Source organism: Sulfitobacter sp. M39 (assembly GCF_021735935.1).
GTDB lineage: Bacteria > Pseudomonadota > Alphaproteobacteria > Rhodobacterales > Rhodobacteraceae > Sulfitobacter.
On sequence record NZ_WMDZ01000001.1, the window covers coordinates 1,717,110 to 1,742,574 of the forward strand.

The following is a 25,465-nucleotide window of genomic DNA, read 5'->3' on the forward strand; positions in this document are numbered from 1 at the left end:
TTATTCCAGGATCACCAAAGGCGCGCCGAATTCAACGGCGGCGCCGTCTTCAACCAGGATCCGCTTGACCGTGCCGGAGCGTGGCGCAGGAATGTGGTTCATGGTTTTCATCGCTTCGACGATCAACAGCGTGTCGCCTTCGGAAACGCTTGTCCCGACAGAGATAAACGCGGGCGCGCCGGGTTCGGCTTGCATGTAGACGGTGCCCACCATCGGAGAGACGACTGCGCCCGGGTGATCCGCCGGGTCGCTCATGTCTGCCGCAGGGGCGGCTGCCGCTGCTGGGGCCGCGGGGGCGGGGGCTGCATATTGTGCAGGGGCCGACTGCGCCTGTTGCGGCGCGACGATTTGTTGTGGGGGTTTACGGCTGACGCGCACATTCAGGCTGTCATCCTCGGCGTAATCCCGCTTGACCTGCAATTCGGTCAGATCGTTTTCATTCAGCAACTCGGCGAGCGCCTGGATAAAAGCCACATCGGCGTCATGGGTGTTTTTTGTCATATTTTCCTCAGCCAGTCTAAGTCGATCGGGCGCTGCCTGTGCCCTTGAATTGCTGCCTTATAGGGCATGGGCGCAGCCATGAAAAGCAAGCAGTTGCCTAACGTAAGCTTGGCCGCGCAAAGCGCGGGATCGGGCAGCGGATCGGGGCGAGGGATATGGGGGATGTGACAGGGGGACGCGGGCGCGGGAAAATGCCGGTGTGAAACATGTGTTTCGTCTGGTTTTCCCGCGCGCGTAGAGGCTTGGCTGTCAGATTGCCAGATATTCGGCACGCAGTTCGGCGTTGTTCAGCACCTCTTCGGCGGTGCCGTCAAACACCACGCCGCCGGTATCAAGGATCACAGCACGATCCGCGAGCTTGAGCGCACGCACCGCGTTTTGTTCGACCAGAATGGTGGTGATGCCTTGGGATTTGATCAGCGACAGGGTTTTTTCGATCTCGTCCACGATGACGGGGGCAAGCCCCTCATAGGGTTCATCCAGCAGCAGCACCTTGATGTCACGGGCCAGCGCACGGGCAATCGCCAGCATCTGTTGTTCGCCGCCCGACAGGGTCACGCCCTCTTGTTTGCGGCGTTCCTTGAGGCGGGGGAACAATTCGTAGATGCGGTCAAGCGACCAGCCGATGGGCGGGGCGATCTGCGCCAGTTGCAGGTTTTCCTCGACCGTGAGCCCTGCGATGATGCGGCGGTCTTCGGGGACCAGCGCCAGACCGTTTGCGGCGGCCTCGTGGCTGGCCATCTTGTGCAGCGGCTGGTGGTCCAGCCAGACTTCGCCCTTGCGCAATTCGGGGTCGCCGATCTGCGCGATGGCCCGCAGGGTCGACGTTTTCCCCGCCCCGTTGCGGCCTAGAAGCGCCAGGATCTCGCCTTCGTGCACGTTAAAGCTGACGCCCTGTACGATATAGCTTTCGCCGTAATAGGCGTGGATGTCCCAGACCGAAAGATAGGCGGGGGCGGTAGCGGCGTGGTTGGCGCTGTTCGAGAAATCGGGTTTCGTGTTCATAGTCTTGTCCTTGCAAAGCCTCTGGTGCGGGGTGACGCGCGAAGGGGGGAGCCCCCGCGCGTCAGGCGGCGTCCTGGGATTCGCCCAAGTAAGCCTCGCGCACCTTGGGGTGGCCTTTGATGTTGTCGGGGGTGTCTTCGACCAGCGGGGTGCCTTGCGCCAACACGGTGATCCGTTCCGCCAGCGAGAACACCACATGCATGTCGTGTTCGATGATGGCGATGGTGATGTCGCGTTCGTCCTTGATCTGTTTCAGCAGGTCGATGGTATTGTTGGTATCGGCCCGCGCCATGCCTGCTGTGGGTTCATCCAGCAGCAGCAGGCGCGGATCTTGCGACAGGCACATCGCGATTTCCAACCGACGTTTATCACCGCGCGACATAGAGGCCGCGTTCATGTGGCGCTTGTCGGCGAGCTTCATCTCGACCAGCATTTCCTCGGCTTTTTCGATCACGTCTCGCTGGCTCGACATGGCGGTAAGCGCGTTCATCTGGAACGCCCCGTCACGTTTGGCAAAGCAGGGGATCATCATGTTTTCCTGCACGCTGAGATCACCAAAGATCTCGGGCGTCTGGAAAACGCGGGAAATTCCCATCTGGTTGATCTCGTAGGGTTTGCGCCCCAGCACCGACTGCCCATCGAACATGACCGATCCGGTATCGGGGATCAGCTTGCCCACCAGACAGTTCAGCAGCGTGGATTTGCCCGCCCCGTTCGGCCCGATGATCGCATGAACCGAGTTTTCCGCGACGCTGAGGTTCACGTCGCTCAACGCTTGCAACCCGCCGAAACGTTTGCCGACATTTTTGACTTCGAGAATGGCCATCTGTTCAGCTCCTTCTTATTCGGCTGGGGGTGTGTTGCGTTGTGCGGCGGCGTCTGCCTCTACCGATCCGGCGTTCCGGTCCTTGCGGCGGAACACGCGACCGATGCGTTGACCGCCTTCGACCAGACCGCCGGGCAGGAAGATCACGACCAGCATGAACAGCAGGCCCAGAGTCAGGTGCCAGCCCTTGCCCACAAAGGGGTGGATCAGCGTGATCAGCGTGTCTTCCAGCCCGTCGGGCATAAAGGCGAACCAACCGTGCAGGACGTTATCGTTGATCTTGGAAAAGATGTTTTCAAAGTACTTGATAAAGCCCGCGCCCAGAACCGGCCCCAGAAGCGTGCCCGCACCCCCAAGGATGGTCATCAGCACGACCTCGCCCGAGGCGGTCCACTGCATCCGTTCGGCACCGGCAAGCGGGTCCATTGCGGCCAGCAAGCCACCGGCCAGACCGGCATACATGCCAGAGATGACAAAGGCCGCCAGCGTGTAGGGTTTGGTGTTCAGGCCTGTATAGTTCATCCGTTGCTGGTTCGATTTCACCGCCCGCAGCATCATGCCGAAGGGCGACCGGAAGACGCGGATCGAGATATAGAACGCCAGCAGCATGATCACGGCACAAAGGTAGTAGCCGACCGAGAAGGTGAAGGACCACGCGCCGAAATCCAGCGTCGTCGCCGCATTCATCTGCGCCCCGAAAAGGTTGGGGTAGCTGGGCGCATTCGCCCCATCAAGGATACGCGGATCGCTCAGCGCGATTTGCAGGCCGGTTTCCCCGTTGGTGATCGGCGTCAGCACCGAATAGGCAAGGTTGAACGACATCTGTGCGAAGGCCAGCGTCAGGATCGAAAAGTAGATCCCCGACCGGCGCAGCGAGACAAAGCCGATCACGACAGAGAACAGCCCCGCCACGATCACCGACAAAAGGATCGCGGGGATCACGTTCATCGACAAGAGCTTCATCATCCACACGGCAGAGTAGGAACCGACCCCCAGAAAGGCCGCGTGACCAAAGGAGAGGTATCCGGTCAACCCGAACAAAATGTTGAACCCGATGGCAAAGATGCCAAAGATCACAAAGCGTTGCATCAGGTCGGGGTAGCCCGCGTTGAACTGCGCCAGCCCTGATCCGGCGGGGAAGGGGTTCAGGATGATAGGGGCTGCCATGGTCAGGAATGCCACCACCAACAGCAGGAGAAAGTCTTTTTTCGTGAGTGAGTGCATGGGTTATTCCTCCATCACGCCTTTGCGGCCCATCAGGCCACGGGGGCGTGTCAGCAAGATGAGTATCGCGACAACGTAAATGATGATCTGGTCAATGCCGGGCAGGATGTTCTTGACCTCGTTCATAGAGGCAAAGCTTTCCAGAATACCCAGCAAGAACCCCGCCAGCACGGCACCGGGCAGCGACCCCATGCCGCCGACCACGACGACCACAAAGCTCAGCACCAGAAAATCCATACCCATGTGGTAGTTGGGCGAATTGATCGGCGCGTACATGACACCGGCCAGACCGGCGACAGCGGCGGCGATGCCGAACATGATGGTGAAACGTTTGTCGATGTTGATGCCCAGCAGACCGACGGTCTCGCGGTCGGCCATACCGGCACGGACAACCATCCCGAAAGTAGTGAACTGCAAGAAGGCAAAGACGCCACCGATGATCACGGCCGAGAAAGCGAAATAGATCAGGCGCCAGTAGGGGTAGATGATCGCATTAGGATCAAAGCCCAGCATCACGCCAAAGTCGAACGACCCGCGAAACGCCTCCGGGGCGGAGGTGGGGATCGGGTTCGCGCCGTAGAAATACTTGATCACCTCTTGCAGCACGATCGCCAGACCGAAGGTTACCAAAATCTGGTCGGCATGGGGGCGTTTGTAGAAGTGTTTGATCAACCCGCGCTCCATCACAAAGCCGACGGCCAGCATGATCGGCACGGCAAAGAGGATCGACAGGGGAACGGACCAATCAAGCATCCAGGCACCGGCGGTCTCTCCGAACCAGTCCTTGATATAGAGAATGTCCTCGTATTTCGGTTTGCCCAGAAAATCGACGCCGGAGGGTTCCGATGCCTTGTGGCTGAGCGTGAAAATCTTGCTTAGCGTGACGGCGCAGAAGGCACCGATCATGAACAGCGCCCCATGGGCAAAGTTCACGACACCCAGCGTGCCGAAAATCAACGTCAGACCAAGCGCGATGAGCGCATAGGCTGAACCTTTGTCCAACCCGTTAAGAAGTTGCAAAAGAATGGCGTCCATCGCGGTGCCCTCGAATTTTTAAGAAGTGAAAGGCGGAAAAGCCCGCCGGCAAGGTAAGGCAGGGGTCGCCCCCTGCCTTAGACTTGGTTTACGCGCCGGGGTTGCAGTCACCCAGCTCACCGCCCGCAAACATCGGGTGGTCAGGTGCATAGGTGACCTGATCGGCTGGGGTGACTTCGACGATTTCCACGAGATCGAATTCATTCTCGGGGTTCTCTTTGCCGCGCACGACCACAACGTCCTTGAAGCACTGGTGGTCATCGGCGCGGTACAGCGTCGGGCCGTTGCCCAGACCGTCGAATTCGAACCCGGCAAGGGCTTCGCCGACGGCGCAGGGGTTGAACGAACCGGCACGGGCCACCGCATCCGCGTACAGCAGCGTCTGCGCATAGCAGGTTTGTGCCGCCTGGCTGGGGGGGAAGCCGTATTTTTCGCCGAAGGACTGAACGAAGGCGTTGGTCCCTTTGTAGCGGTCGCCCATCTGGTTTTCGAGCTTCCAATCCCAGTTCTGCGAACCGACGATACCGGTGATATTCTCACCCGCACCACGGGCCATCAGCTCTGAATAGAGCGGTACAACGATCTCGAAGTTCTTGCCGTTCACCTGCTTGTCACGCAGGCCGAACTGCACCGCGTTGGTCAGCGAGTTGACCATGTTTCCGCCGTAGTGGTTGAGCACCAGAACATCGGCACCGGAGTTCAGGACAGGCGCGATATAGGACGAGAAATCGGTCGCGGCGAGCGGCGTGCGCACGTCGTTGATGGTTTCCCAGCCCATGGCTTCGGTCGCGGCCTGAATGGATTCCTGCTGCGTCCAGCCCCATGTATAGTCGGCTGTCAGGCTATAGACCTTGCGATCATCGCCATAGAGGTTTTTCAGCACCGGTGCCAAAGCGGCAGCGGACATATAGGCGTTGAAGAAGTGGCGGAAGCCATTGGCTTTCTTGTCTTTACCCGTCGTGTCGTTCGAGTGGGTCAGACCCGACATAAAGATCACACCGGCCTCTTGGCACAGGCCCTGCACCGCAACCGCCACGCCCGAGCTTGAGCCGCCCGAGATCATGATCGCGCCGTCTTTCTGGATCATCGACTGCGCCGATGCGCGGGCCGCGTCCGATTTGGTCTGCGTGTCGCCGGTCACGAACTGGACTTTCTTGCCCATGATCCCGTTACCTTCCAGCGCCTTTGAGCTGAAGGTGTTCAGCATACCGCCGTCGCCCTGACCGTTCAGGTGCTCGACCGCCAGCTCGAACGCGCGCAGCTCGTCTGCGCCTTCGTCCGCGTAGGGGCCCGATTGGGGTACGTTAAAGCCAAGCGTCACCGTGTCGCCCGTTGGCGCGTTGGTAAAGCCGGAATGCGCGGCCGCGCTAAGATACGTCGGCAGCGCCAGACCGGCCCCGGCAGCAGCGCCGGTTTTGATCACGCCACGACGCGTCAAGTTAGAAAATGACATGTATTTCCTCCCAAATGTTGAAATCACGGCCCGATTATTTTTCCGGGTCCATGATGCACAGAGGTGCAAATATGATATGAGAGGAAAACTGAAAACCGATCAACAAGCCCCTTGATAAACACGATTATTCTGTAAATATATTCGCAGGGATTGTGGGGGAGTTGTAAATTTCATGATATTGCAGCGCAGAAAGCCGTTGATAACGCGATACAATTCGCGCGGGGGTGCCGCATGACCCGCGATGCGCTGACCGGCAGCCGTATCCGTGAACGTCGGGTGATGGCGGGGCAGAAACAGGCGGACCTTGCCAAGCGGATCGGCATCTCGGCCAGCTATCTGAATCTCATTGAACACAACCGTCGCAGAATCGGCGGGAAACTACTGCTCAACATCGCGGCCGCCCTTGGGGTGGAGCCGACGGCCTTGACCGAAGGGGCAGAGGCGGCGCTGATTGCCACCCTGCGCGAGGCGGCGGATGATGCGCGGCTAAGTGGGCCGGAGGCGACCCGCGCCGATGAATTTGCCGGGCGGTTCCCGGGCTGGGCCGATGTGCTGGCCACCGCGCAGCGCCGGATCGCGACGTTGGAGCGTACGGTCGAAACCCTGACCGACCGTTTGGCCCATGACCCGCATCTGGCGGCCTCTATGCACGAACTGCTGACGACCGCTGCCGCGATCCGGTCCACCGCGTCGATTTTGGCCGATACCAAAACGCTTGAACCCGAATGGCGCGACCGGTTTCACATCAACATTGATCAGGACAGCCGTCGCCTTGCCGATAGCGCGCAGGCGCTTGTGGGCTATCTTGAGGCCGACCCCGAAATCACCCCCGCGGCCGATTCCCCGCAAGAGGAGGTAGAGGCGTTTCTGGCCGCGCATCGCTATCGTTTTGCCACGCTCGAGGTCACGGAAGGGGATGCAGATGCCATCGAAAAGCTGATCCAGACCGCCCCCGAGCTGCAAAGCGTGGCCGCGCGTCACATCGCGCGCGATGTGTTGCAGCAGATCGCCATCGACGCCGAAGCCCTGCCGATCACGCGGCTGACACAGGCGCTTGACCGGCTTGGACCGGACCCTGTGGCGCTTGGTGCAGAGCTGCGCCAGCCCGTGGCCCGCGTCTTGCGGCGCTTGGCGACGGTGCCGGAACTGGGGGCAGGGCTGGTTATCTGCGACCGATCGGGCACGTTGATCTTTCGCAAATCCATCGACGGATTCGTCGTGCCACGCTTTGGGGCCTGCTGCCCGCTTTGGCCGCTGTTCGCCGTTCTGGGCAGCCCGGGCATGGTGCAGAAACAACGGGTCGCGCAATTAGGGCGGGGCCACTCCGCCTTTGACTGTTTTGCCACCTGCGAGACGCAGAATGTGCGTGATTACAACGCGGTACCCTTGCTTCATTCGGTGATGTTGATCCTGCCCGCAGGGCCGGACAGCGCGCCTGCGCTTGATGTGGGGGCCACCTGTCGCGTCTGCCCGCGCGCGGCCTGTCCGGCGCGGCGCGAACCGTCGATCCTGAATGACGGGGTATAGCGCGCGGCAACAGGCTTTTGACAGGGCAGGGTTTTGCGTGCATCTTGCCGCTCGGCCTACCCAGATCGCGGCACAAGCGACCAGGGCCACAGGGAGGGATTTTGCCAATGGGCAAGCATGTTGTGCTCGTGGAAGACGAGACGAACATCGCCGAGGCGATACGATTTTTACTCGGCCGTGAGGGCTGGCGCGTCGAAACGCTGGCCAATGGCGCGACAGCCGTGGAGGTGATCCGCAACGCCAGTCCCGATCTGGTGATGCTGGATGTGATGCTGCCGGGCAAAAGCGGTTTCGAAATCCTGAAAGAACTGCGTGCGGATGCGGCGCTGGCCGATCTGCCGATCCTGATGCTGACCGCCCGCGGCCAGACCCGCGACCGCGAAATCGCACAAGAGGCCGGGGTCAGCCGGTTTATGACCAAACCGTTTTCCAACGCCGATATGCTGGCAGCCGTGCGCGATCTGACCGCCGCAGGCACCGCAAAAGCATGAGCAAGCCCCCCGGCTCGCCGCTGTTTCTGGAACGGCGCAGCTACCGGTTTCGCCGCATGATGGATGCTGTCCGGCTGCTGCCCTTGCTGGTGCTGGCCTTCTGGATGGTGCCGCTGCTCTGGCCCGTGCAGGATGCCCCCGTCGGCGCGGCCGTGCCCATGTCGCACGCGCTGCGCTATGTCTTTGGCGTCTGGCTGGCGGGCATCGTCTTATGCTGCTTGCTCTGGCGGCGCACGGCGCGGCAGATTGCTCAGGAAGCTCAAGACTGATGGTGTCGCTGAACCAGTTGGTCGCGGTCTGTCTGCTTTATGTGGTCGGGCTCTTTGCCGTGGCCTTCGCGGCAGAGCGTGCGGCGGCGCGGGGGCGGGGCGACTGGCTGTTGCGCTCTCCGCTGGTCTATACGCTGTCGCTGTCAATCTATTGCACCGCCTGGACCTTTTACGGTGCCGTTGGCTATGCCGCGCGGTCGGGGTTGGAGTTTGTGACGATCTACCTTGGCCCGTCGCTGGTGATGATCGGCTGGTGGTGGGTGCTGCGGCGGTTGGTGCGCATCGGGCGGTCGCATCGGGTGACCTCTGTCGCGGATCTGATTTCTTCGCGCTACGGCAAATCGAACCTGCTGGCGATCTTGGTCACCATCATGGCGGTGATCGGGGTGACACCCTATATCGCGCTGCAACTTCAATCGGTTACCCTGTCCCTGTCGATCTTTGCCAGTGCCGAGCCGGGGGTGACACCGGGCAGCGATCCGCTGAATTCCGCACAGGCGGCCTTTTGGGTCGCGGTGGGGCTGGCGCTGTTCACCGTGCTGTTTGGCACCCGCAATCTCAACGTCAACGAACGCCACCACGGGGTGGTCATCGCCATCGCTGTCGAGGCGGTGGTCAAGCTGCTGGCCCTACTGGCCGTCGGCGTTTTCGTGGTCTGGGGGCTGGCGGGCGGCGTCGATCAGGCGCTGGCGCAAATTGACCGGTCGGCCCTTGGTCAATGGCAGGTCGAGGGCGGCCGTTGGGCCGCGCTGACGCTGCTGGCCGCTGCTGCTTTCATCTGCCTGCCCCGGATGTTTCAGGTACTGGTGGTCGAGAATGACGACGAACGTCACCTGCAAACCGCCAGCTGGGCCTTCCCGCTGTATCTTATGCTGATGAGCCTGTTTGTCGTGCCGATTGCCGTGGTCGGGCTGGACCTGCTGCCCGAAGGGTCGAACCCCGATCTGTTCGTGCTGAGCCTGCCGCTGAGCCAAGGGCAGAACAGCCTTGCGATGTTTGCCTTTCTGGGGGGCTTTTCCTCGGCCACGTCGATGGTGATCGTGGCGACGCTCGCGCTGTCGACGATGGTGAGCAACCACATCGTCATGCCGATCTGGCTGACCTACGGGCAGAACACGGTGCAGCAATCGGGCGATGTGCGTCATGTGGTGATCTTATCGCGGCGGCTGTCTATCCTGCTGATCATCTCGCTGGGGTATTTCTATTACCGGCTATCGGGCGGCGGCGGTGCGTTGGCGGCGATCGGGACGATCTCTTTCGGGGGGGTCGCGCAGTTCCTGCCGGTGTTGCTGGGCGGTATCTTCTGGCGCGGGGCAACGCGCACGGGGGCCGTTTGGGGGCTCAGCGTCGGCTTTGCGATCTGGGTCTATACGATGCTCTTGCCCAGCTTCGGCGCAGGCGCGGCGTTGTCGGTTGACACCTTTCAGGACGGGCTGTTCGGCATGACCTGGCTGCGCCCCGAAGCCTTGTTTGGAATCAACGGCTTAGACCCCACTGTTCACGCAGTGATCTGGAGCCTTTCGCTGAATGCGCTGGTCTTTGTCGCCGTGTCCCTGTTCAGTTTTCCCGCCCCTGTTGAGCGGCTGCAAGGCGCGCAATTTGTCAATATCTTCGACCATTCCACCGCTGCCCGCGGGTGGAGCGCGTCTGTCGCGGCCAGCGAGGATCTGATGATCATGGCGCAGCGGATTTTGGGCCCCGCCGAGGCGCAGGGATTTTTCCGAGCGCAAGCCCAGTTGCAGGAAAAACCGGAAGGTCTGCCAGAGCCCACGCCGCGTTTTGTCCAGGCGCTGGAGCGTGAATTGGCGGCCTCGGTCGGGGCGGCGACGGCCCATGCGATGGTGTCGCAGCTGGTCGGCGGTGCCTCTGTCTCGGTGCAGGATCTGCTGGCGGTGGCGGACGAATCGGCGCAGATGCTGGAGTATTCAAGCCAGCTTGAAATCAAATCGCGCGAACTGACCGATACCGCCGCGAAGCTGCGCCGCGCCAATGACAAGCTGACGCAACTGTCGCATCAGAAAGACAGTTTTCTGAGCCAGATCAGCCATGAACTGCGCACGCCCATGACCTCTATCCGGTCGTTCTCCGAGATTCTGCGCGACGCCCAAGGGCTCGGGCCCGAGGAAAAGACGCGCTATGCCTCGATCATCCACTCCGAAACCATTCGGCTGACGCGGTTGCTGGACGATCTGCTGGACCTGTCTGTGCTGGAAAACGGCGAGGTGTCGTTGAACCGTCAGCGCGGGTCGCTGCGCGATGTGCTGGATCAGGCCGTGACCACAGCGCGTGCCGCCAACACCCGCGCGATCACCATCGACCGCGATCTGGCGGGCGAGGAGGTGATGCTGGAGACGGATCTGGACCGGCTCGTACAGGTTTTCATCAACCTTATCACAAATGCGCAGAAGTATTGCGTTGCCGACGACCCGCAGCTGTCGATCCGCGCTCATCAGCGGGGGCCACGCATCATCGTGGACCTGATCGACAATGGGGCAGGGATCGACGCGGCTTCGCAGGAACTGATTTTCGAAAAGTTTAGTCGTTTGCCCGGGCAGGGCGGCGAGGGGGCCGGTCTAGGACTGGCGATATGCCGCGAGATTATCAAACGTTTACAAGGCGATATCTCGTATCTCACCGAGGTATCGGGCACCGGTTTTCGGGTTGAACTGCCGTTGGCGCAGAACGGGGCCTAGGGCGATTTTTTCTGTTCTCTAAGGGGAATCGTAACTTTTCTGCGTCATTTCATAGGGGTGAAATGGCAGTGAAGGAGGCGTACGATGGGGTAACGAGTGTAAGTTTCGTAGATTGATGCCGGTGACATCAGTCGCGGGGTGACAGCGCCGTTTTGGCGCTATCCGTTGGTATGGCTTCTGCAACGGCGCGGTTGGCCTCAGATGGTCTGACCGTGGCGCGTTGACCTTGGCGGATTGACCCGTGACGCGTTGCGGTTACGCGTAGGGGGCGCTTAGCACGCCGCGCATGTGGCTTAGGTCGTAGCCACCGGCCCGTGCGGCCTCAATCAGCGCGTCAGCCGGTTGTTCGCCTGCCTGACCCAAGGCCCAAGCGATGGTGGACCGTGTGCCCGAGGCGCAATAGGCCAGAACAACCTCGTCCTGCGCCACCCCGATCTCGCGGTTACGGGCAATGACATCAGGGGTCATGGTTTGGTGCGTCAACTCTTGCACCGCAAAGCGCAAGCCAGCCGCCTCTGCCGCGGTCTGGATGGCGGCATGTTGATGGCTGGGCGGCACCTCCGCGTCGGGACGGTTGCACAGGATCAAGGTAATGCCAGCCTCTTTGATCGCCTCCATATCGGAGGGGTCGATCTGAGGGGCAGCAAAGAAGCGGGGGGTGATTTGACGAATATCCATAGTTTGACTTATCCAGCCGCCCGCGTTGTGTCTAGTATCCGCCGCGCTTTGGGGGCGATGATCATACCCGCCAGCATGGTGATCAGAAAAATCAGGCCCCCCAAGCCGCCAAACCCAAGCGACGCCAGCGCCGGCCCCGGGCACAGCCCGACCAGCCCCCAGCCCGCGCCAAAGAGCACGGCCCCCACGATCAGCTTGCGGTCCAGCCGCGGGTCGGGGCGTTCGGGGAAATCACCGCCCACCACGGGCCGCCGCCCACGGGTCAGCGCCCAAGCGACTGCCATCGGCAAAATGGCCCCGCCCATGACAAAGGCGAGCGTCGGATCCCAATCTCCAAAGAAATCCAGAAACCCCTGGACCTTTTGGGTGTCGGTCATGCCAGACAGATACAGCCCGGTGCCAAACAAGGCCCCGGCGAGCGCGGCAAGCATATTGCGCATCTCAGACCCCTCCGACCAGGGCGCGCAGGGCGACAACCATCAACGCGCCTGCCGCGATATAAACGAGCGTGGCGACGATACCGCGCGGGCTCAGCCGCGAAATGCCGCAGACCCCGTGACCCGAGGTGCAGCCATTGCCGATGCGCGTGCCCAGCCCGACCAGCAGACCGGCCGCGCCGACCAGCCACAGGTTCTCTGTCAGGTTGGTGGTCGCAGGGACGGGGGCGAAGGATGCTATCACCGCAGGGAGGAGGATCAGTGCCGCCAGAAAGCTGCCGCGTTCGGCCCAAGCGCCGCGCGCCGATCCGTCCACCAGCCCGCCGATAATGCCGCTGGCCCCCATGATGCGGCCGTTGCCCAACAGGTAGACCGCAGCGCCGCTGCCAATCATCAGGCCGCCAATCAGGCCCCAAATCCAATCTGTTTCAATCATATGCTATATCGCCCTTTAGTACCGCCGTAAGCGGCGGGTGTCGGGAAAACATATAATGAATGCTGAATGTGTGGCAAGCCGCAAGCGCGACGGGTGACGCTGTGTCGGTCTCTGTGTGCCTGTTATATATAAAGACAGGGGCAGAAAGTGGCCGCCACCTGCCTTAGCCGAGGATGATACCGACCACGACCATCATCAGCCCGATCACCGACAACAGCAATGCGCCGAGGTTCATGGGCAGCACTTTTTGCAGGACGACCCGCATCTCTTCTTCGGGCAGGGCGGCGCGTTTGGCACGGGCCACGCGCGCGATACACCAGACAAGCCCCACCAACCCTACAAAGGAGATCGCCGCGCCCGCCCAGATCAGGACGTCAAAGATTGAAAGAGATGCATTTTCCATAGGCCGCGAGCTATCCGAATTCCGCCCAATGGGCAAGAGTGGCTTGCGGCAGCGCAGGCACGCGGGTAGTCAATGCGCTGACCCATTCAAGACATAGGACGCCCCAGATGAGCGACAGTGCCACCAATCCCGAATCCCAAGACGCCATCGGTGATGCCACATATCGCGTGACCGCGAATGAGCTGCGCCAGTTCGTAGAGCGGATCGAACGGCTGGATGCCGAGAAGAAAGACCTCGCCGAACAGCAAAAAGAGGTCATGGCCGAAGCGAAATCCCGCGGTTACGACACCAAGGTGCTGCGCAAGATAATAGCTCTGCGCAAACGTGAAGCCGATGATATCGCCGAAGAAGAAGCCGTGCTTGAGATGTATAAAGAAGCGCTTGGCATGTCCTAAGCCGGATGCGGTGCCTCGGGGGCCGAGTATGCGCCCACTGGACGCCGCGCGAGACGTTTAATGCCATCGGTACGCGGGGGCAGGGGGCAATTCGCCCCGTCCCACGGGACCCCGCCGCCAAATCCGCTTGCGCCCAAGCGCAGGCCCCAATAGAAGAGCGGAAATTTTTCCGCCCGCGCCCCGCAATGCGCGGCCTTACCCTATGGAGCAAACATGCAGGTCAACGAGACGCTGAACGAAGGTCTGAAACGCGGCTATGCCATCACTGTGACAGCAGCTGAACTGGAGGCCAAGGTCAACGAAAAGCTGGCCGAAGCGCAGCCCGAAGTCGAGATGAAGGGTTTCCGCAAAGGTAAAGTCCCAATGGCGCTGCTGAAAAAGCAGTTCGGCCAAAAGGTTATGGGCGAAGCAATGCAGGAAAGCATTGATGGCGCCATGCAAGAGCATTTTGAAAAGTCCGGCGATCGCCCTGCGATGCAGCCCGACGTCAAAATGGCGAATGAAGACTGGAAAGAAGGCGACGACGTCGAGGTCACCATGACCTACGAAGCACTGCCCGACATTCCCGAGGTCGACCTGTCGTCCATCACGCTGGAAAAAATGGTTGTCAAAGCCGATGACGCCGCCGTTGAAGAGGCGCTGGCAAACCTGGCAGAGACCGCACAGGACTTTGAAGCACGCGAAGAGGGTGCCAAGGCCGAAGACGGCGACCAGATCACATTTGATTTCCTCGGCAAAGTGGACGGCGAAGCCTTTGAAGGCGGCGCGGCGGAAGATTACCCGCTGGTCCTGGGCTCCAACTCCTTCATCCCCGGCTTCGAAGAGCAGCTGGTCGGTGTTGTGGCTGGCGACGAGAAAGACGTAACGGTTTCCTTCCCGGAAGATTACCAAGCGCCTCACCTTGCCGGCAAAGAAGCCGTGTTCGAGTGCAAGATTAAAGAAGTGAAAAAGCCTGTTGCCGCGAAAGTGGACGACGAGCTGGCCAAGAAATTCGGTGCCGAGGATCTGGCCGCGCTGAAATCCCAGATCGCAGAGCGTCTGGAAGCGGAATATGCCGGTGCGTCGCGCGCTGTCATGAAACGCGGCCTGCTGGACGAGCTGGACAAGCTGGTCAGCTTTGACCTGCCGCCGTCGCTGGTCGAAGCCGAAGCAGGCCAGATTGCGCACCAGCTGTGGCACGAAGAAAACCCTGACGTTCAGGGCCATGACCACCCGGAAATCGAGACCACGGACGAGCACAAGACCCTGGCCGAGCGCCGCGTACGTCTTGGCCTGCTGCTGGCCGAACTGGGTCAGAAAGCCGAAGTTCAGGTAACCGATGCGGAAATGACGCAGGCGATCATGAACCAGGCGCGTCAGTACCCTGGTCAAGAGCGTCAGTTCTTTGAATTCGTTCAGCAAAACCAGCAGATGCAACAGCAGATGCGCGCACCATTGTTCGAAGACAAAGTCGTCGATCATGTGTTCGAACAAGCGACATTGAACGAAAAAGAAGTGTCGAAAGAAGACCTGCAAAAAGCCGTAGAAGAGCTGGAAGACGAATAAGTCTTCCCGCCTTCAACGGTGACATCTACGGAAAAGGCCGCCCGATTGGGCGGCCTTTTTTGATTTATGCGGCATAGTGTTTAAACGGTAGCGCGGCGCGCCTCAGGGGGCTCAGCCTTTGCGCAGGCCGGTTTCGACCAGCATACCGCGCCGTTTGGCCTCGTAGTAATAGCCGCGGGCGTACCATTTGATTGCTGTGGCGTGATCGCCATCAGACAGCAGCCAAGCGCCGCGCAGGTATTTGACGCCGTATCTCAAATTCACATCAGGATCGAGAAGATCGCCGGCATCGCCGCGAAACCCCATACCGCGTGCGGTGGCGGGCAGGATTTGCAGCAGGCCGAAGTAGGGCCCGTTGCGGGCCTCTGGACGGTGGGTGCTTTCACGGATGGCAAGACGGTGGACCAACGGGCGGGGGACTTCGTAGTGGTCGGCCCATTTGTTGATCAGCCCGCGCAGCTCGGGCGTCTCGTTGGGATAGAGCGGCAGCTTGCGGGGCGCGGGGGCGGGCTCTGGTGCGGTACTGGCGCAGGCAGAGAGGGCAGGTGTGCAAAGCAACATCTGGCAAAGGGAACGACGTGTGAGGGCGATCATGCGGGTGACTCGCATCGTTGACGGGAGCCAAATGCTTACAACGCCGGGAAAACGGCGCAACAAGAGCGGTGCCGGATGGGCAGAGGGTCGCTTAGCACAGGGCGGCATATTGCCGATCGCACAATGAAAAACGCCGCCGCTGAGAGGTCAGCGGCGGCGTTTCATTTGGAATCAGATCGGAAGGCTTAGGCTTGCGCTTCGTCTTCGTCTGTTTTCTCGACAGTTTCTGCCAGATCATCGTCGTCGGATGCGGCGGAGCCGATATCGTCGAACAGTTCAGAGATCTCGAATTCGGCTGCAGCTTCTTCTTCTGCGGCCAGTTCCTGGATCGACTTGCCTGCGGCCTGAAGCTCGGCCTCTTCAGGGGAACGTGCAACGTTCAGCTGAATTGTGGCTTCGACTTCCGGGGTGCAGGATGACGGTGACGTCATGCAGGCCCAGGTCTTTGATCGGGCTGCCCAGAACGACCTGTTTGCGGTCGATGGTGAAGCCTTCGGCTGTGGCAACGTCTGCCGCGTCACGGGTCGTAACCGAACCGTAAAGCGCACCCGAATCGGACGCGGAGCGGATGACGATGAACTGCTGACCGTTAAGTTTGTCAGACAGCGCTTCGGCTTCTTTTTTGGTTTCAAGGTTGTCAGCTTCAAGCTGTGCCTTGCGGCCCTCGAATGCTTCGATGTTGGCTTTGGAAGCCGACAGCGCTTTGCCTTGTGGCAGCAGGAAGTTGCGTGCGTAGCCGGGCTTTACGTCCACGACTTCGCCCATTTGGCCCAGTTTGGCCACACGTTCCAGAAGGATAACTTGCATGTGCTTTCTCCTTACTTAACGGCGTAGGGCAGCAGGGCGAGGAAGCGGGCGCGTTTGATGGCACGGGCCAATTCACGCTGCTTTTTCGCGGAGACTGCGGTGATGCGGGAAGGAACGATTTTGCCGCGCTCAGAGATGTAGCGCTGCAGAAGACGTGTGTCTTTGTAATCGATTGCCGGTGCGTTGTCGCCCGAGAAGGGGCAGACCTTACGACGGCGGAAAAATGGTTTAGCGGCCATGGTTTATGTCCTTTATTGCAAGCTGATGATCAACGACGTTCGCGGCGTTCGCCACGCTCGGGGCGTTCGTCACGTTTCTGCATCTGAACCGATGGCAGCTCTTTGTGCTCATCAACTTTGATGGTCAGAACGCGCATCACGTCATCATGCAAACGCATCAGGCGTTCCATTTCCTGTACGGCGGTCGCTGGTGCGTCCGAACGCAGGAAGGCATAGTGGCCCTTGCGGTTTTTGTTGATCTTGTAGGCCATCGTTTTGACGCCCCAGTATTCGCTGTCGACGAGCTTGCCGTCGTTGTCAGCCAAAACTGTGCCAAAGTGTTCGATAAGGCCTTCTGCTTGCGTGTTGGACAAGTCCTGACGCGCAATCATAACATGCTCATAAAGCGGCATGTGCACTCCTATTTATATCAAGGCGCATTTCATAGGCAGGGCATTTGCGTTTTGCGGCCCCACCACGAGAGTCTGCGCGGTTCAAAAGATGATGCAAAACGAAGGGCCGATATACACGGTTTTGCAGGCAGGGCAAGGGTGCGATGGCGCTATGGCACGGGCGTCTATCGATTTGGGGCGGGTGATCCTTTGAAAAGTACCACTTCGATCACGGTCGCGCCTCTTTTTCGTCATGAACCCATACGAGAACTGAAGGCGAGATCTCACGGTTAAGCAAGGTTTATCAGAGCAATGGGCGCAGTTACGAATTTCTCGGCGGATAGTCTTCAGTTTTCGGCACAGGCCGGGATGGTAGATGGCTCTCGGGCGGTGGTGCGCAGCGTCCAGCGGTTGCTGGGGGCGGCCTTGGTGCTGGCGGCGTCGGGGTTGTGGCTGACGCAGGGGTCGAACTTTGGTTCTGATGTGATGCTGTTCAAGGTGGGGCTGTCGGCGTTGTCTGTGATGTTGGGGGCAAGCCTGATGCTGTCGGGGCAAAAGCCCGCACTGCCCGAGATCCAGATCGACACGCTGCGGCGTGAGCTGCGTTTGGCGCGCCCGCGCACGATGGGGGCGCAACGGGTGCTGCAACGCTGCAGTTTTGGCGATCTGGGACGGGTGGAGCGTGTAGGCCGCAACTTTCATTTCTGGGACGGGCGCGGCAATTTCATCGTCGATGTCCATATCACAGAGCGCCGCGTGGTCGATAACCTGACCCTTAGCCTGCGCGACTCGGGCCAGGCGATCTGATCATTGCTTGATCGTCATGTGCGTGTTTATCGCATGTCTGACGCGCGACTGTTCGCCAATGCGCACTAACTGTTGAACGCTGCTGGGTTGCTGAAACGCTGAAATGCTTCATGTATGGTGCAGACAAACGCCAACAGGAGTATTCCAATGACCATGAAGTCTGTCCTTCTTGCCACCGCCCTGACACTGGGTGCCACCTCTGCTTTCGCCGCCGAGAAATACGTGCTGGACGCAAGCCACAGCCAGATCGTTTTCACCTATAACCACCTTGGGTTCTCGACCACCACGTCCATGTTCAGCGGTTTTGACGGTGAAATCATGCTGGACGAGGCAGAGCCCGCGAACTCCTCTGTGTCCGTATCTTTTCCGGTCAAAGACATGATCACCGGCTGGGAACCCCGCACCGAACACTTCATGACCGCTGATTTCTTTGGCGCTGAAGACGGCGACATGGTGACGTTCGAATCCACCGGTATCGAAGTCACAGGCGAAAAGACCGCGTTGATCACCGGTGATCTGACCATGAACGACGTGACCAAATCCGTTGTGCTGGACGCCAAGCTGAACCAGATGGGCGAACATCCAATGGCCAAGAAGCCTTGGGCCGGTTTTGACGCGACGACCACGGTCACACGCACCGATTTCAACCTTGGTCAGTTCGCGCCGTTCGTCAGCGACGAAGTGCAAGTGAACATCTCTATCGAAGCGATGAAGGCTGAGTAAGCTTTTCACCGTTTATAAAGAAACGAGAACGCCGGGGCAGGACCCCGGCGTTTTTGCGTTTGTGGGGGGCGGGGCCCTAGGGCCTTCGCCGATGTTGGCAGGATTACTGCCCGCGTGTGGCGGTGAGGTCGATATTCACCGTGACGCTGAACGCCAGCGTGCTTTCGTCCGTCACGGTTTCACCGATGCCAAAACTGCGGCGGTCCAGCGTGGTGGTGCCTGTCATCCGGGCAGTGTCGTCCTGCAACGTCAGGGTGAAAGGCAGGTCGACCGGCATCGTCTGATCCTTGATTGTCAGGCTGCCCGCCGCGACATAGCCGTCGGCGGTGGCGTTGATATCGGCCTGGAAGGTCGCGGTGGGGAAGGCCTCGCTGTTGAAGAAATCCGCCCCCATCGCCTGATCCGTCACCGACCCGAGGCTCAGCGACGGGATCGCGACCGTGGTCGTTACTTCGCCCGCTTTGCCGGATTGTACGGTGTCGTCAAAAGTGATCGCAGATGTCCAATCGGCAAAGCTGCCAGCCACGACGGACCCGAACTGCGTGACCTCTAGCGCGATGGTCCCATCCTGCAGCTGCCAGTCAGAGGCGACGTCCTCTAGTGCGGCGGTTTCGGTCGGGGCGGGTTGTTCGGTTTGCTGGCCCAAGCCAAGGCCAAGACCCAGCCCGACGGCAATCGCCGCGACCCAGACCACAGTGGCGGTGACCACCGGTGCGGCAGAGTGGTGCTGCGCAGGGAGCGGGCCGACGACGGCTTCGCCCGGCAACATCCGCCGCAGGGTCGAATCGCGGTCCACAACATGGTGCTTCACCGCGCCTGCGATATGTAGGATCAACGCGCCGATCAGCAGTTTGCCTGCGATGACGTGAAGCGCGCCAAAAGCGTGCTCTACTGTTGTGTTCTTGGGAATAAACGGCAGCGACTGCCCCAGCGGCCACCAGATCGGCGCAAAGCCAGAGGCGGCGGCGTGGTTGATCCAGCCGGCCAGCGGGACGATCACCAGCGAGCCATAGAGCACCCAATGCACCGTTTCCGCCAGCCAGCTTTCAAGACGGTGATCCGCGTTCAGCAGCCCCGGTTTGGGTTGGGTAAAGGCCCAGACGATGCGGGCAAGGGCGACAAAGAAGACCGTCACGCCCAGTGTTTTGTGCAACGAGAACAGCCACGCTTTGCGGGTCAGGGCGTCTTGGGTGTCGTGGGGCAGATCGCTGGCATACAGGCCAAGGGCGATCAGCGTGAGGATCAGCAGGGCGGTGAGCCAGTGAAAGAACTTGGTCACCCCGCCGTAGCGGATTGAGGTATTGGTTAAGGCCATCTGGGTGCTCCGTCGCGAAATGGGGTGGTTTCTGCTTACCGCAACGGGGCTTGGGGACCAATGCGGATCAGCGCACAGTCGCCGTGCAGGCTTGTTTGACGGCCACCCACGCGCTAAAGCGCTGGAAACGCAAATTCGGGGGACTTTATGACCATTGCATTCGTATATCCGGGCCAAGGCGCGCAAACCATCGGTATGGGCCGCGATCTGGCCGACGCCTATCCGGCGGCAAAGGCCGTGTTTGACGAGGTGGACGAAGCCTTGGGCGAAAAGCTGTCGACGCTGATCTGGGAAGGCGAGGCTGACGCGCTGACGCTGACGCAGAACGCGCAGCCTGCGCTGATGGCGACCTCGATGGCGGCGATGGCGGCGTTGAAGGCCGAAGGCGTTACCGTCGACAAGGCGGCGTATGTCGCGGGCCATTCGCTGGGTGAATACGCGGCCCTGTGCGCGGCGGGGACATTCTCGCTTGCCGATACGGCGCGGTTGCTGCGCATCCGTGGGCGCGCGATGCAGGCGGCTGTGCCCGTGGGGCAGGGCGCTATGGCAGCCCTTTTGGGGCTAAGCTTTGAGCAGGCCGAGGCCGTCGCCGCAGAGGCAGCACAAGGCGAGGTCTGTCAGGTCGCCAACCAGAACGATCCGGCGCAGAATGTCGTTTCGGGCAGCAAGGCTGCCGTGGAACGCGCGATTGATCTGGCGAAAGCGGCCGGTGCCAAGCGTGCGCTGCTCTTGCCCGTGTCTGCCCCGTTCCACTGCGCCCTGATGGCCCCCGCCGCAGAAGAGATGGCCGGTGCGCTGGCGGATGTGACAATGAACGCCCCCGCCGTGCCTGTGGTGGCGAATGTGGTGGCCGAGGCGGTCACCGATCCCGAACAGATCCGCAAGCTGCTGATCGAGCAGGTCACCGGTCAGGTGCGCTGGATGTCGTCGGTTGAATGGATGGGCGCGCAGGGCGTGACCGAGGTCTGGGAAATCGGCGCGGGCAAGGCGCTGTCGGGGATGATCCGCCGCATCAACAAGGAAATCACCTGCGTGAACATCGGCACCGCTGCCGATGCCGCTGCCGTGAAAACGGCCTAAGACAGGCCGCGAAAGGAATTACATATGTTTGATCTTACTGGAAAAAACGCGCTGGTCACCGGGGCTTCGGGTGGTATCGGCGCGGAAATCGCGCGCAGCCTGCATGCCCGTGGCGCGACCGTGGGCCTGTCCGGCACCCGCACCGAACCGCTTGAGGCGCTTGCCGCCGAGCTGGGCGAGCGCGCCCATGTGCTGCCCTGTAACCTGAGCGATATGGACGCCGTTGACGCGCTGCCCAAACAGGCGGCCGAGGCGATGGGATCGGTTGATATTCTGGTCAATAACGCCGGCATCACCCGCGACAACCTGTTCATGCGCATGTCGGATGATGAATGGAATTCGGTCCTGAACGTCAACCTGACCGCGACGTTCAAGCTGTGCAAAGGCGTGATGCGCGGGATGATGAAGGCGCGTTGGGGCCGGATCGTGAATATCTCGAGCGTGGTCGGGGCCACCGGTAACCCCGGTCAGGCGAACTATGCCGCGTCCAAGGCCGGGATGGTGGGCATGTCCAAATCGCTTGCCTATGAGGTTGCCAGCCGCGGGATCACCGTGAACGCGGTCGCCCCCGGTTTCATTACTACGGCAATGACTGACAAGCTGACCGACGACCAAAAGGCGGGAATCATGGGGCAAATCCCGGCGGGCCGTATGGGCGAAGCATCCGAAATCGCGTCGGCTGTTGTCTATCTGGCGAGTGCGGAAGCCGCCTATGTTACCGGAACCACCTTGCATGTGAACGGCGGCATGGCCATGTTGTGACCCTGCGCTGCAAAGCGTTTGCCAAATCTGCGTCTTGTGCTAAATGGGGCGCAGAATCCATCATAGGGAGGCTTGATTGCCCCCCTTACCTTGTGACAACAAGGGCCATAGCCGCCCCTCGGGGCACGATCCATACGGACCACATAAGGTTCTGACGGAAACAGAAGAGGGCAGGATTGCCCGAATGAATGAGGACTGAATATGAGCGACGTCGCAGACCGCGTAAAGAAGATCGTTGTAGAGCACCTGGGTGTTGAAGAAGACAAAGTTGTTGAGAACGCATCGTTCATCGACGATCTTGGCGCAGACAGCCTCGACACTGTTGAGCTGGTTATGGCGTTCGAAGAAGAGTTCGGCATCGAGATCCCCGATGACGCAGCTGAGAACATCCAGACCTTCGGCGACGCGGTCAAGTTCATCAAAGAAGCGTCCTAAGACGTTTTCGCCAGCCGCAGCCCCTTAGGCGTCGCGGCGGCACGAGATTTAGAGAACGGCGTTCTTCCTAGCGGAAGGGCGCCGTTTTTGCTTGGGGGGGCCGCGCGTCTCTTGTCTTGGACGGGCTGTGGCGTGACACTGGTCATGACAGAAATTCAAGCGTGAAGGTAATTCACCACATGTCGCGATCAGTACCGACCATCAATACCGCCCGTCTCACCCTGCGCGCTATGCGGGCCGAAGACTTTCCTCGGTATGCTGACATCTGGGCCACGCCCGCCGTGGTGACCCATATTACCGGCAAGCCCAAACCCAAGGCCGAAAGCTGGGATGCGTTTCTGCGCAATGCGGGCCATTGGCAGATTGTGGGGTTCGGCCAATGGGCGATCCAGTCGCGCGGCACCCGCGAGATGGAAGGTCAGGTCGGGTTTTTCTTTGGTTCCCGCGGGTTTGGCGACGATTTCGATCCCTTTCCCGAGGCCGGTTGGGTGTTGGCCCCCGAAGCGCAGGGCACGGGGCTGGGACTTGAGGCCGCGCGCGCGGCGCATGACTGGTTCGACCGCGTGGTGACGGGGCGCACGGTGTGCATGATTGCCGTGGCGAATGCATCGTCGCTGCGTCTGGCCGAGACCTTGGGATATACTACGCTGCGCGACATAGAGCTTGACGGCGACAAGATACGTCTGATGACGCGCAAAGGCCCGCCGGTCTGACCGTGACTTGGGCGCTTCGCGTCTTGAAATTTACGGTCTCGGCAAGGTATAGCCGGTCAACGCAAAGAAACACCAAGGGGCTTGGATATGCGCAGAGTAGTAGTGACAGGTTTGGGATTGGTAACTCCGTTGGCCGATGGCGTGGAGGCCAGCTGGTCCAGAATTTTGGATGGTCAGTCCGGGGCTGGCAAGATCACGGGCTTCGATCCCAGCAAGCTGGTCACTCAATACGCCTGCGAAGTGCCGCTTGGCGATGGTACGGATGGTACCTTTAACGGCGACAAGTATATGGAGCCGAAAGAACAGCGCAAGGTGGATACCTTTATCCTGTTCGGCATGGCCGCAGCACAGCAAGCGGTCGAGGATTCCGGCTGGATGCCCACGGACCGCGAAGATCTGGAACGCACCGGCGTCTTGATCGGGTCGGGCATCGGGGGGCTGAACTCTATCGCGAACACGGCCGTGATGATGCACGAGAAAGGCCCGCGCCGCGTGAGCCCGTTCTTTGTGCCCGGCGCGCTGATTAACCTGATCTCGGGTCAGGTGTCGATTCGCTATGGTTTCCGCGGCCCGAACCATTCGGTTGTGACCGCCTGTTCCACCGGTGCTCATGCGATTGGTGATGCAAGCCGTTTGATCCAGCATGGCGACGCGGATGTGATGATTGCCGGCGGGGCTGAGGCCGCGATTTGCGAAATCGGCATGGCCGGGTTCAACGCCTGTAAAGCGCTGTCCACCAAACGGGGCGATGACCCCACCAAGGCAAGCCGCCCCTATGACGCGGATCGTGACGGTTTCGTCATGGGCGAGGGCGCGGGTATTGTCGTGCTGGAAGAATACGAACACGCAAAGGCGCGTGGGGCCAAGATCTATGCCGAGGTGCTGGGCTATGGTCTGTCGGGCGATGCCTATCACATCACGGCCCCTGCCGAGGATGGCGACGGGGCCGAACGGTCCATGCGCAACGCCCTGCGTGGTGCCGGGCTGGAGCCAAAAGACATCGACTATATCAACGCGCATGGCACATCGACCATGGCTGATGTGATCGAACTTGGCGCGGTCGAGCGGATGCTGGGTGATGCGGTTGAGACGGTCACCATGTCGTCGACGAAATCCGCGACAGGTCACCTGTTGGGGGCTGCTGGCGCGATCGAAGCGATCTTCTCTATCCTCGCGCTGCGCGATCAGGTAGCCCCACCGACCATCAACCTCGACAATCCTGCGGTTGAAACCAAGATCGATCTGGCCCCGAACAAGAAGGTCGAGCGCAAGATTGATGTCGCGCTGAGCAACTCTTTCGGCTTTGGTGGCACCAACGCGAGCGTGATCTTCGGGAAAGCATCCTAATGTGGCGTCATATCGCGTCTAACGCTGTTACGTTTCTGATTTTAGGCTTGTTTTTGTTAGGCGGGATTATCCTGTGGGGGCGGGGGCAGTATGATGCCCCCGGTCCGCTGTCTCAGGCGATCTGCCTGCAGGTGGAGCGCGGGTCGAACATGCGTGCCGTGGGCGATGATCTTGCTACGCAAGAGGCCGTAAGCTCGGCTGCGATCTTCCGTCTTGGGGCGGAGTATGAGGAAAAGACCCGCGACCTGAAGGCGGGGAGCTTTCTGATCCAGCCCGAAGCCTCGATGAAAGAGATCGTGGACACCGTGACACGCGGCGGGGCAAGCACCTGCGGTACCGAAGTTGTCTACCGCATCGGTGTGAACCGCATCAGCACGCAGGTGCGCGAGCTGGACCCCGCAACAAGCCGTTTCGTCGAGCGTGCTGAATTCACCCCCGGTGAGGATGAGGTGCCAGAGGTCTATACCCAGACCAAGGCGAAGGCCGACACGCGGTTCCGCATCGCGATGGCAGAGGGCGTGACAAGCTGGCAGGTGGCCGAGGCGTTGAAAGCCATTGACCTGCTGTCTGGCGAGATCGCGGCGGTACCTGCGGAGGGATCCTTGGCCCCCGACAGCTATGAGGTGTCCGAAGGGGACGAACGCGCCGAGATCCTGACGCGTATGGCCGCGGCACAAGAACAGCGTTTGGCCGAAGCCTGGGAGGCTCGCGATCCGGGGCTGCCCGTCGAGACGCCTGAGGAACTGTTGATCCTTGCCTCTATCGTCGAGAAGGAAACCGGCGTACCGGAAGAGCGCGAACAGGTGGCGAGCGTTTTCGTCAACCGTTTGAACCAGGGCATGCGTCTGCAGACGGACCCGACCGTGATCTACGGGATCACCAACGGGCAGGGCGTCTTGGGGCGTGGTCTGCGCCGCAGCGAGCTGCGCAAGGAGACCCCGTTCAACACCTATGTCATTGATGCGCTGCCACCGACGCCGATTGCGAACCCCGGACGTGCAAGCCTGATGGCTGCGGCACAACCGGCCAGCGAGGACTATGTTTTCTTTGTTGCCGATGGCACCGGTGGTCACGCTTTTGCCGAGACATTGGAAGAGCATAACGCCAATGTCGCGCGCTGGCGCCAGATCGAGGCCGAGCGTGGCGCGGAAGCGGCGGGCAATGCGTCGACGGGCGGAAACTAAGCGTCAGAGCGGGTGTAAGTTAGGAATTTATTAACCATCGTAAGGGCTTGGAAGGTTTCGGTAACCTTGTTTTCCTTGACTTTGCGTCCGCTCTGACATAGAAATACGTCCATGCTAGAAGACATGGGCAAACGGCCCCGGATTAAGTTCCGGTGGCCGTTTTTTCGTGT

General features: G+C 60.5%; 28 protein-coding genes and 1 pseudogene. 14 read left to right on the forward strand and 15 right to left on the reverse strand.

Annotated elements, in window-relative coordinates:
* The 6 genes from accB to GLP43_RS08340 all read right to left on the reverse strand — a co-directional run bounded on the left by accB (position 1) and on the right by GLP43_RS08340 (position 6,044).
* Positions 1 to 501 carry an acetyl-CoA carboxylase biotin carboxyl carrier protein gene (gene accB, locus GLP43_RS08315; protein ID WP_237278943.1) on the reverse strand — a complete coding sequence of 167 codons (501 nt, stop codon included), beginning with the start codon at positions 499 to 501 and terminating at the stop codon, positions 1 to 3.
* 249 nt (positions 502 to 750) lie between these two features.
* Positions 751 to 1,506: an ABC transporter ATP-binding protein gene (locus tag GLP43_RS08320; RefSeq protein WP_005852792.1), complete on the reverse strand. Its 756-nt coding sequence runs from the start codon at positions 1,504 to 1,506 to the stop codon at positions 751 to 753.
* Between the two features lie 61 nt (positions 1,507 to 1,567).
* Positions 1,568 to 2,332, reverse strand: a complete 765-nt coding sequence (locus GLP43_RS08325) for an ABC transporter ATP-binding protein (RefSeq protein ID WP_237278944.1) — start codon at positions 2,330 to 2,332, stop codon at positions 1,568 to 1,570.
* 15 nt (positions 2,333 to 2,347) lie between these two features.
* Entirely contained in the window at positions 2,348 to 3,556 is a 1,209-nt protein-coding gene (locus tag GLP43_RS08330) for a branched-chain amino acid ABC transporter permease (protein ID WP_005852794.1), read from the reverse strand.
* 3 nt (positions 3,557 to 3,559) lie between these two features.
* Positions 3,560 to 4,591, reverse strand: a complete 1,032-nt coding sequence (locus tag GLP43_RS08335) for a branched-chain amino acid ABC transporter permease (RefSeq protein WP_237278945.1) — start codon at positions 4,589 to 4,591, stop codon at positions 3,560 to 3,562.
* Between the two features lie 88 nt (positions 4,592 to 4,679).
* Complete coding sequence (locus GLP43_RS08340; protein ID WP_237278946.1) at positions 4,680 to 6,044, reverse strand: substrate-binding protein; 1,365 nt, start codon at positions 6,042 to 6,044, stop codon at positions 4,680 to 4,682.
* A 231-nt stretch (positions 6,045 to 6,275) separates the two neighbouring features.
* On the opposite strand from GLP43_RS08340, the gene GLP43_RS08345 reads away from it, so the two are divergent.
* The 4 genes from GLP43_RS08345 to GLP43_RS08360 all read left to right on the forward strand — a co-directional run bounded on the left by GLP43_RS08345 (position 6,276) and on the right by GLP43_RS08360 (position 11,024).
* On the forward strand, positions 6,276 to 7,571 hold the full coding sequence (locus tag GLP43_RS08345; RefSeq protein ID WP_237278947.1) for a helix-turn-helix transcriptional regulator: 1,296 nt from the start codon (positions 6,276 to 6,278) through the stop codon (positions 7,569 to 7,571).
* 107 nt (positions 7,572 to 7,678) lie between these two features.
* Positions 7,679 to 8,062 carry a response regulator transcription factor gene (locus GLP43_RS08350; RefSeq protein ID WP_237278948.1) on the forward strand — a complete coding sequence of 128 codons (384 nt, stop codon included), beginning with the start codon at positions 7,679 to 7,681 and terminating at the stop codon, positions 8,060 to 8,062.
* Positions 8,059 to 8,331: a hypothetical protein gene (locus tag GLP43_RS08355; RefSeq protein WP_237278949.1), complete on the forward strand. Its 273-nt coding sequence runs from the start codon at positions 8,059 to 8,061 to the stop codon at positions 8,329 to 8,331. The genes GLP43_RS08350 and GLP43_RS08355 overlap by 4 nt, the downstream gene beginning before the upstream one ends.
* The gene (locus tag GLP43_RS08360; protein ID WP_237278950.1) at positions 8,331 to 11,024 is read left to right on the forward strand and encodes a sensor histidine kinase; all 2,694 of its coding nucleotides are present in this window, start codon (positions 8,331 to 8,333) and stop codon (positions 11,022 to 11,024) included. Before GLP43_RS08355 ends, GLP43_RS08360 begins: the two co-directional genes overlap by 1 nt.
* Positions 11,025 to 11,279: 255 nt before the next feature.
* Here GLP43_RS08360 and GLP43_RS08365 read toward each other — a convergent pair whose 3' ends face one another.
* The 4 genes from GLP43_RS08365 to GLP43_RS08380 all read right to left on the reverse strand — a co-directional run bounded on the left by GLP43_RS08365 (position 11,280) and on the right by GLP43_RS08380 (position 12,978).
* Positions 11,280 to 11,702 (reverse strand): TIGR01244 family sulfur transferase, encoded by a 423-nt coding sequence (locus GLP43_RS08365; protein ID WP_237278951.1) that lies wholly within the window; start codon positions 11,700 to 11,702, stop codon positions 11,280 to 11,282.
* Between the two features lie 8 nt (positions 11,703 to 11,710).
* Positions 11,711 to 12,142 (reverse strand): DUF6691 family protein, encoded by a 432-nt coding sequence (locus GLP43_RS08370; protein WP_237278952.1) that lies wholly within the window; start codon positions 12,140 to 12,142, stop codon positions 11,711 to 11,713.
* 1 nt (position 12,143) lies between these two features.
* The gene (locus GLP43_RS08375) at positions 12,144 to 12,575 is read right to left on the reverse strand and encodes a YeeE/YedE family protein (RefSeq protein WP_237278953.1); all 432 of its coding nucleotides are present in this window, start codon (positions 12,573 to 12,575) and stop codon (positions 12,144 to 12,146) included.
* Between the two features lie 163 nt (positions 12,576 to 12,738).
* Entirely contained in the window at positions 12,739 to 12,978 is a 240-nt protein-coding gene (locus tag GLP43_RS08380; protein ID WP_237278954.1) for a hypothetical protein, read from the reverse strand.
* A gap of 107 nt (positions 12,979 to 13,085) precedes the next feature.
* Here GLP43_RS08380 and GLP43_RS08385 point away from each other — a divergent pair, with 107 nt between their 5' ends.
* Entirely contained in the window at positions 13,086 to 13,373 is a 288-nt protein-coding gene (locus tag GLP43_RS08385; protein WP_009826729.1) for a DUF2312 domain-containing protein, read from the forward strand.
* Positions 13,374 to 13,586: 213 nt separating this feature from the next.
* Positions 13,587 to 14,918: a trigger factor gene (gene tig / locus GLP43_RS08390; protein ID WP_237278955.1), complete on the forward strand. Its 1,332-nt coding sequence runs from the start codon at positions 13,587 to 13,589 to the stop codon at positions 14,916 to 14,918.
* A 111-nt stretch (positions 14,919 to 15,029) separates the two neighbouring features.
* Here the strand turns inward: tig and GLP43_RS08395 are convergent, their stop codons facing one another.
* The 4 genes and pseudogenes from GLP43_RS08395 to rpsF all read right to left on the reverse strand — a co-directional run bounded on the left by GLP43_RS08395 (position 15,030) and on the right by rpsF (position 16,950).
* Complete coding sequence (locus GLP43_RS08395) at positions 15,030 to 15,479, reverse strand: transglycosylase SLT domain-containing protein (RefSeq protein ID WP_443069478.1); 450 nt, start codon at positions 15,477 to 15,479, stop codon at positions 15,030 to 15,032.
* A 218-nt stretch (positions 15,480 to 15,697) separates the two neighbouring features.
* Positions 15,698 to 16,319 (reverse strand): annotated as a pseudogene (gene rplI / locus GLP43_RS08400) (50S ribosomal protein L9).
* An 11-nt stretch (positions 16,320 to 16,330) separates the two neighbouring features.
* Positions 16,331 to 16,558 (reverse strand): 30S ribosomal protein S18, encoded by a 228-nt coding sequence (gene rpsR, locus GLP43_RS08405; protein WP_005852865.1) that lies wholly within the window; start codon positions 16,556 to 16,558, stop codon positions 16,331 to 16,333.
* A gap of 29 nt (positions 16,559 to 16,587) precedes the next feature.
* The gene (gene rpsF / locus GLP43_RS08410; RefSeq protein ID WP_005852867.1) at positions 16,588 to 16,950 is read right to left on the reverse strand and encodes a 30S ribosomal protein S6; all 363 of its coding nucleotides are present in this window, start codon (positions 16,948 to 16,950) and stop codon (positions 16,588 to 16,590) included.
* Positions 16,951 to 17,241: 291 nt separating this feature from the next.
* Between rpsF and GLP43_RS08415 the strand changes: the two genes are divergently transcribed.
* Positions 17,242 to 17,736, forward strand: a complete 495-nt coding sequence (locus tag GLP43_RS08415) for a hypothetical protein (RefSeq protein ID WP_237278957.1) — start codon at positions 17,242 to 17,244, stop codon at positions 17,734 to 17,736.
* Positions 17,737 to 17,889: 153 nt separating this feature from the next.
* Positions 17,890 to 18,459, forward strand: coding sequence for a YceI family protein (locus GLP43_RS08420; protein ID WP_174226624.1), 570 nt, complete (start codon positions 17,890 to 17,892; stop codon positions 18,457 to 18,459).
* A gap of 103 nt (positions 18,460 to 18,562) precedes the next feature.
* Here the strand turns inward: GLP43_RS08420 and GLP43_RS08425 are convergent, their stop codons facing one another.
* The gene (locus GLP43_RS08425) at positions 18,563 to 19,774 is read right to left on the reverse strand and encodes a cytochrome b/b6 domain-containing protein (protein WP_237278958.1); all 1,212 of its coding nucleotides are present in this window, start codon (positions 19,772 to 19,774) and stop codon (positions 18,563 to 18,565) included.
* Between the two features lie 147 nt (positions 19,775 to 19,921).
* Here GLP43_RS08425 and fabD point away from each other — a divergent pair, with 147 nt between their 5' ends.
* From fabD to mltG, 6 genes are all read left to right on the forward strand, one after another.
* A complete protein-coding gene (gene fabD / locus GLP43_RS08430) occupies positions 19,922 to 20,854 on the forward strand; it encodes an ACP S-malonyltransferase (RefSeq protein ID WP_237278959.1) in 933 nt (310 codons plus the stop codon).
* 24 nt (positions 20,855 to 20,878) lie between these two features.
* On the forward strand, positions 20,879 to 21,616 hold the full coding sequence (gene fabG / locus GLP43_RS08435; protein WP_005852879.1) for a 3-oxoacyl-[acyl-carrier-protein] reductase: 738 nt from the start codon (positions 20,879 to 20,881) through the stop codon (positions 21,614 to 21,616).
* Positions 21,617 to 21,817: 201 nt separating this feature from the next.
* On the forward strand, positions 21,818 to 22,051 hold the full coding sequence (locus GLP43_RS08440; protein ID WP_005852881.1) for an acyl carrier protein: 234 nt from the start codon (positions 21,818 to 21,820) through the stop codon (positions 22,049 to 22,051).
* A gap of 179 nt (positions 22,052 to 22,230) precedes the next feature.
* Positions 22,231 to 22,764, forward strand: coding sequence for a GNAT family N-acetyltransferase (locus GLP43_RS08445; RefSeq protein WP_237278960.1), 534 nt, complete (start codon positions 22,231 to 22,233; stop codon positions 22,762 to 22,764).
* An 87-nt stretch (positions 22,765 to 22,851) separates the two neighbouring features.
* Positions 22,852 to 24,111: a beta-ketoacyl-ACP synthase II gene (gene fabF, locus GLP43_RS08450; RefSeq protein WP_237278961.1), complete on the forward strand. Its 1,260-nt coding sequence runs from the start codon at positions 22,852 to 22,854 to the stop codon at positions 24,109 to 24,111.
* A complete protein-coding gene (gene mltG, locus GLP43_RS08455; RefSeq protein WP_237278962.1) occupies positions 24,111 to 25,295 on the forward strand; it encodes an endolytic transglycosylase MltG in 1,185 nt (394 codons plus the stop codon). The genes fabF and mltG overlap by 1 nt, the downstream gene beginning before the upstream one ends.
* Positions 25,296 to 25,465 lie beyond the last annotated feature (170 nt).